Annotated in this window: 5 protein-coding genes; 2 read left to right on the top strand and 3 right to left on the bottom strand. The window is 41.8% G+C overall.

Annotation, left to right across the window (positions count from 1 at the left end):
* Window positions 1-24: 24 nt before the first annotated feature.
* Window positions 25-198 carry a hypothetical protein gene (locus RM811_RS22235; RefSeq protein ID WP_402528583.1) on the bottom strand — a complete coding sequence of 58 codons (174 nt, stop codon included), beginning with the start codon at window positions 196-198 and terminating at the stop codon, window positions 25-27.
* Window positions 199-386: 188 nt separating this feature from the next.
* On the opposite strand from RM811_RS22235, the gene RM811_RS22230 reads away from it, so the two are divergent.
* The gene (locus RM811_RS22230; protein ID WP_402528582.1) at window positions 387-737 is read left to right on the top strand and encodes a hypothetical protein; all 351 of its coding nucleotides are present in this window, start codon (window positions 387-389) and stop codon (window positions 735-737) included.
* A 133-nt stretch (window positions 738-870) separates the two neighbouring features.
* On the top strand, window positions 871-1668 hold the full coding sequence (locus RM811_RS22225; protein ID WP_402528579.1) for a hypothetical protein: 798 nt from the start codon (window positions 871-873) through the stop codon (window positions 1666-1668).
* Between the two features lie 115 nt (window positions 1669-1783).
* Here RM811_RS22225 and RM811_RS22220 read toward each other — a convergent pair whose 3' ends face one another.
* Together RM811_RS22220 and RM811_RS22215 are read right to left on the bottom strand one after the other, a co-directional pair.
* Complete coding sequence (locus tag RM811_RS22220; RefSeq protein WP_402528585.1) at window positions 1784-2188, bottom strand: GNAT family N-acetyltransferase; 405 nt, start codon at window positions 2186-2188, stop codon at window positions 1784-1786.
* A gap of 648 nt (window positions 2189-2836) precedes the next feature.
* Window positions 2837-4795: an SET domain-containing protein gene (locus tag RM811_RS22215; protein ID WP_402528577.1), complete on the bottom strand. Its 1959-nt coding sequence runs from the start codon at window positions 4793-4795 to the stop codon at window positions 2837-2839.
* Between the last annotated feature and the right edge of the window lie 626 nt (window positions 4796-5421).

Below are 5421 nucleotides of genomic sequence, written 5' to 3'. Positions count from 1 at the left end.
CCATTCCGATTTTAAGCTGAAAAATCATAACCGGTTTGTATCTTTAAAGAAGAAAGACCTGACCCCGGTTTTCTGTTCAAAGTTTTTTCCCGAAAAATCATCCTGACCACAAAGCCACGCCCGGCGAACACAGCGAGCGATGCAGTGGTAGTAACGTGTGCTCGCCGTATCGATCAGATTTCTCCGGGAACTGGTCATGGGTTCTCCTGTCAGGAAAAAAGGTACAGAGGAAATATAGAATAGTTTCTCAGGGATTCAATTTTTGGGTGTCCTATTCTTTCCCGGAAGCTTACACCAATGAAAATAGTGACACCAGCGCATAACGAGAGCTTACAAACGGACGCTCCGCGCCGTTGAAGCAGGCGTTATGTATTAGGAGTATAAATATGAAGATCAATGGTAAAAATGTTGAAGATTATTTGAACAGTCTATCTTGCGCGGAATTACTAGAGCGAGACAATAATGACTATTTAATTTCGTTTCGATTAGATAGTGGTAGTGATATTGCCTTTGATCCAAGAACAAAAACTAAAGCATCAATTTTTATTGGTACCCTTCCAGAAGAATTACTCACAGTGACAGGTATTGGCAAAGTGATAAAATACCCTCCAGAAAACCCAAGCACTGCACTTAAGAGAGTTTCATCACAACTAGATCGTCTACCTATAAAATATAAAGTAGAAGTACAAACGATTGATGCATTACACCAACTAATTGAATCACAGAAAAAAACATAACAAGTGCTTCGTGCGGACGCTATCGCGCTCGCACAAGCAAGCGTTATGTGCTTAAGACAGTCAGAAAGCATAAATATTGAACTTAATGGAGTCACTACTGTCTATCTTTGGAAATGGTTAAAAGGAGCTTTGCATGATTTTAAGTGTAGGAAGATGTCAACAAGTTTCAGGCCACTCTAGTTCAGTTAATCTTGCATCAGCGTCGGAAAACTGTCTGCAAAAATATATTCCTACAAGTACAGACCGTTCTGTTGATGTTAAAGAGCTAACAAAAAGGGCTTTATCTGCATTAACAGAAGGAGAGGTAAAGGCAATACAAGTTCCTGAAAACTGCTGTCTCGGGGTTTCCGTCGAATGGATAGTAAGTTTCCTAGAATCATCTGATTGTATTTTCAGTTGTCAGAAAGCCAGATCCTTACATAAGGAATATTGGAGTAATATTAAAGCAAGTGACAGATTGGATACTTTAAATAATAAGAAAAAAGATTGCGTGGAGCTAACCTATCAGTTTCTTTCTAGTAAGATGCATGATAAAGAAATCAATATTGATGTCGAGCCATATTCTTTCAATCATGTGAAATCATTAGTTTCTACATTATCTCAGGCGTTTTTTCTTTTACCAAAATGCTGCGTTCTCCTAATACTTCAAGGTCAAGGTAGGAAAACAGCATTTCAAGGTCATAACTTTATTATTTCCTGGTCTGTTCAAGATCATAATAAATTTATGACTCTTTTTGACCCATCCGGAACTCAGATAACTTGGAAGAGAAATAAAGGTGAAACACCCTCAAAATTCTTCATCCGAGTAATGGATAACATTAGTGATATCATTGGACTCTTTATAAAAGGCGACGGTTATTCTTTTGAAGAAATTAAAAGCATACTGTTGTATAAAGGGAAATCTCTTAAGTATATAACAGGTGTTGATTAGTCATAGTTCAAATCCAGCGCATAACAAGTGCATCCAGCGGACAGCGCTAGACGCGCTGCCGCTTATGCAGGCGTTATGCGTACACATATATCTGCATTACATATATGTTTTCGATCTAAAGCAATGCCATAGGATCTGGACCTTTTAACTTTTTAAACTCAAGCGGGTACTCTTTTGTTTTAGGAAGCAGTGGATGAAATTTATTCCTACTTCCATCATCATTTGTTAGTTTCAATTGAGCGCAACCGTAACGATGGCGAGGACACCGTCCTAGCATATTCATTCCATTACGTTTATAGAATATTGAGTTTCCATAGAAATAAGGGTCGCTAAATTCAACGCCTTTTTTATTATTTGATAATCCAACTCCAGTAACTGCCCTTACTAAAAAAGTTCCTAGTCCTAGTTTTTGGCACTTAGGTGAAACATAAGTCCCATGCACGTCTAGCCATGCTTTATCCTTAGCGTTTTCATTGAATGTGACAAAACCAAGAGTCTCTCCTTCATTAGCTAAATTTATCTTGGAGTGGTCTTTTTTTGTATGACGAAGATGACTTGCTTATTGGAGCGTTATGCCCTACTCAAAATATCATCAATGACAGTGCGAACATTAAAGCTATTCATCTTTATGTTCATTTCGCTAATCCATACAAATTTTCAGGATGACAGGTGGAATAACTCAGACTCCTGTCATTTCAGAGGCTATACCATTTAAAAAATTTGCAGGGAATTATCCGCTACGATCTCGCAAGACTTGTAAATCAATCAATATGAGACTTTCAACCAAATGAAAGGTGCTGTTTATCAACATTTTTGATACATGGCTTAATTTGGTTAAATTTATGGCCTTCTTATTTTTCCCTTTTATGCCTTCAGGTTTATGTGTCAGTTGGGGTGCGTCTTTCACCATCTTGCGGATATCTGCTGGCTTCCAGACGTAAGGCTGATTATTCCTTGTGAAGTTATATCTATTCAGCGATTGCGCCCGTTGAGTGCAGAACTGGTATTTCCACATGTTATCATTGTCATGATGTTTGTACTTCAATGTCTCGAAATCATATTTAATGCAGGTTTGTATAATTTGTGGATTTTTATTATATATTTCTTTTATTTCAATCCATAATTCCGCCCGGCGATTCCCGTGTGGGCACAGGTTAAACCGCTTTTTCTAATCATCGTCAGAGAATAGACAGGCATTGGGAAAAAGTCGCTGAAACCATGGTTCATTTTCCCCATCAAACAGATTCCTTAAGTCATCCACTGTGTACAGTGAAGGCTTTTTTTGCAGTACTTCCGTAGGCTTCATATGCCGTAATGCCAAGGATGGATATTTTATTTTATTCCGTATACAGATAGCCCTGATATATTCTTTACTCCATAGGATACGTTCATCTCCATGTTTCATTTTATGGAGACGGGACAAAAAAGCTTTTTCAAAATTCGGGTTGTATTTATTGCGTGTCTTCAGATGCCGGATTTTATCCAGTAATTGTTCATTGGTGCATCGATCTTCAATACGCAGCATTCTGTCAAGGTCTTTGGGGTCGGTAAAATTTTCCTGAATAAAGCGAGTCATATTAACTTTTGATGATTCAACATACTTTCCGTCCAACCATAGCTGAAAGCCCCGTTTCCTGAAGTCTGTGGCCACTGTGCACACCTGACACGAACGTGAACTCGAAAAACGCTTTTTAATATACGCAATCATCATCTTCAGATCGCCCGCTCTTGCCAGGCCGTTCACCCTCAGGGCATCCTTGCTTGTTCTGCGGGTATTAGCATTATATTTTGCAATCAATGCATCGACCCGGGTTGGATCATAAATTCTGTTGGTGGCAATTTCAGTGAAGATCTCCAGATCGGGGACAGTCCAGTGCGCTGTTTGTTTCAGTGGGTTATATATGCAATGTGAGCATAGATTTGTGACAATAAGATCAGGAATGGCGTTCGGCTCTTCCTGCTTCAGGCTGATCTTTTTGGCCAGCAGTTCGAGGGTATCCCTGTCATCGGGGGACTCTTCAAGTTTCAGCCGGAACCAGGGATAGGAGATAGCTCCTACATTCTGATGAGGACGCAGAATGCAATGGTTGACGCAATATTCATACAACGCGGCAAGAGTAGATATTTTAACCCAATTCGGCTGCAGGGGGAGATGTTTATATTTAAAAACATAAAATGTTCTTTGGAGATGACCTAAGGCTCTGGACAGTTCATGCCCGTCCCTGAGCTTTAAATGCAGTTGTAACTTGATGAAGGCTGGTAACTGGTGCGTTTCAACCGCTTTTGTCAGGCACTGTTTAAAACGTTTATTCCGGTAATAGGGTTTGCAAAATTTCCACTCTGCCCTTGTGAAATCTGCCTTCTGGCAAACAGGTTTATCCGTTCCTCTACCCAGGTAATGACTTATGCGCAGCTGGTCAAATGCATCACTGTTTTCCACAACGACCGGCAACTTTTCGAGATTGATAACATTATGGGTTATGCCGGTAATCAGTTCCTGGTGTTTATCCTTTTCATAAGCCTTCAGGTAGCTGCCACTGTAGTCTGTGTTGTCCTGGCCTTCCCGACTGTAAGACCACAGCAATTCTTCATTGTCGCTGATGTTCCTGAGTGCAATCACTGTATAGGTCGGGCATTCATCCAAATCCAGTTTGCGTACCGCTTTGTGCGCCTTTTTTGACGATCTGGTTTCAGGCAGATTGTTGGTCACCTGGAACGAGATATTAGGTTCAGTCTTTTGAGAGTCATTGCTGCATACGGCTATGCACCGGGGGTAAGAGCCAAACTCCACCTCTAGATTGTCCTCTGTCTGGTGATAAATATTGGACCAGATGACCCGGGAATCATTCGCCAGTGGGTGACAGTAATGCTGGTTGACCAGCCAGCTCAGGGATTTTTTGTTTGCCTGGGTTTGACGTAATGCCAGGGTGCCCTCAACATTCATGATGGTTTCGCCACGTCTGAACACTGGCCGGTTATGGCCAGGGGATGGCTTCCGGGCAAACAGGCCAACGCCGGCACATCCGGTGACCGTACTCAACCTTACCGCCAGTCTTTTATTCCCGGCCGGTGCCTGGCCGGGAGACAACGGTATGTTTGGGGAAGATGCCGGGGCAGGGCTGGACACAGACCTTCCTGTGGTGTCTTGGCACTTTCTGGGCGGTTGCTGACGACGGGGACTGTCCGGGGATATTTGCTGGATGTCCGGATGTGGGCGCTTGACTCCGCGAGGAGGGTTCATGGTTCACCTTGTTAATTTTGTTTATCAGGGTAAAAGAAAGTAAAATAGCAGGTCTGCTGATCAGATTGCGGAAAAAAGTTGTCCAGTCAGTACATTCTGGCGTAGGGGTTTTGGTTCAGATGGGTTACTATTGCGCCCTTTTTTAACAGACCATAGAAATTAGCCCGGCATCAATCGTCTCCCCCGAATCATTGAGCTATAGGCTAGGAACGGAGAACAGGACATCCATAAAAATACCCCTATTTATTATATTGATAAATTTATGGGTGTCTTTTATTTTATACTTTTATTTTCTTTTATTAGTCTCCTGAAAGGTTAAAACCACGGGCTTTAGCTATGATAGTTTTCTCCCTACGGGATGTAATTAAGCGCCCCAAGGTACACGCGGCTGTCATTGTGTACAGGGATTGTACACAATCCATCTGGCAGGGATTACCCGAGGGCATAAAAGCCAACCGTCAGGCAGTCACCTCCCTGTGGATGGATCCTGTACAATCCCTGTACAGGATGAC

The sequence above is a fragment of the Endozoicomonas sp. genome (assembly GCF_031844845.1).
GTDB lineage: Bacteria > Pseudomonadota > Gammaproteobacteria > Pseudomonadales > Endozoicomonadaceae > Endozoicomonas.
The sequence above is the reverse complement of the archived record's forward strand: the minus strand, read 5'-3'. Positions and strand labels throughout refer to the sequence as shown.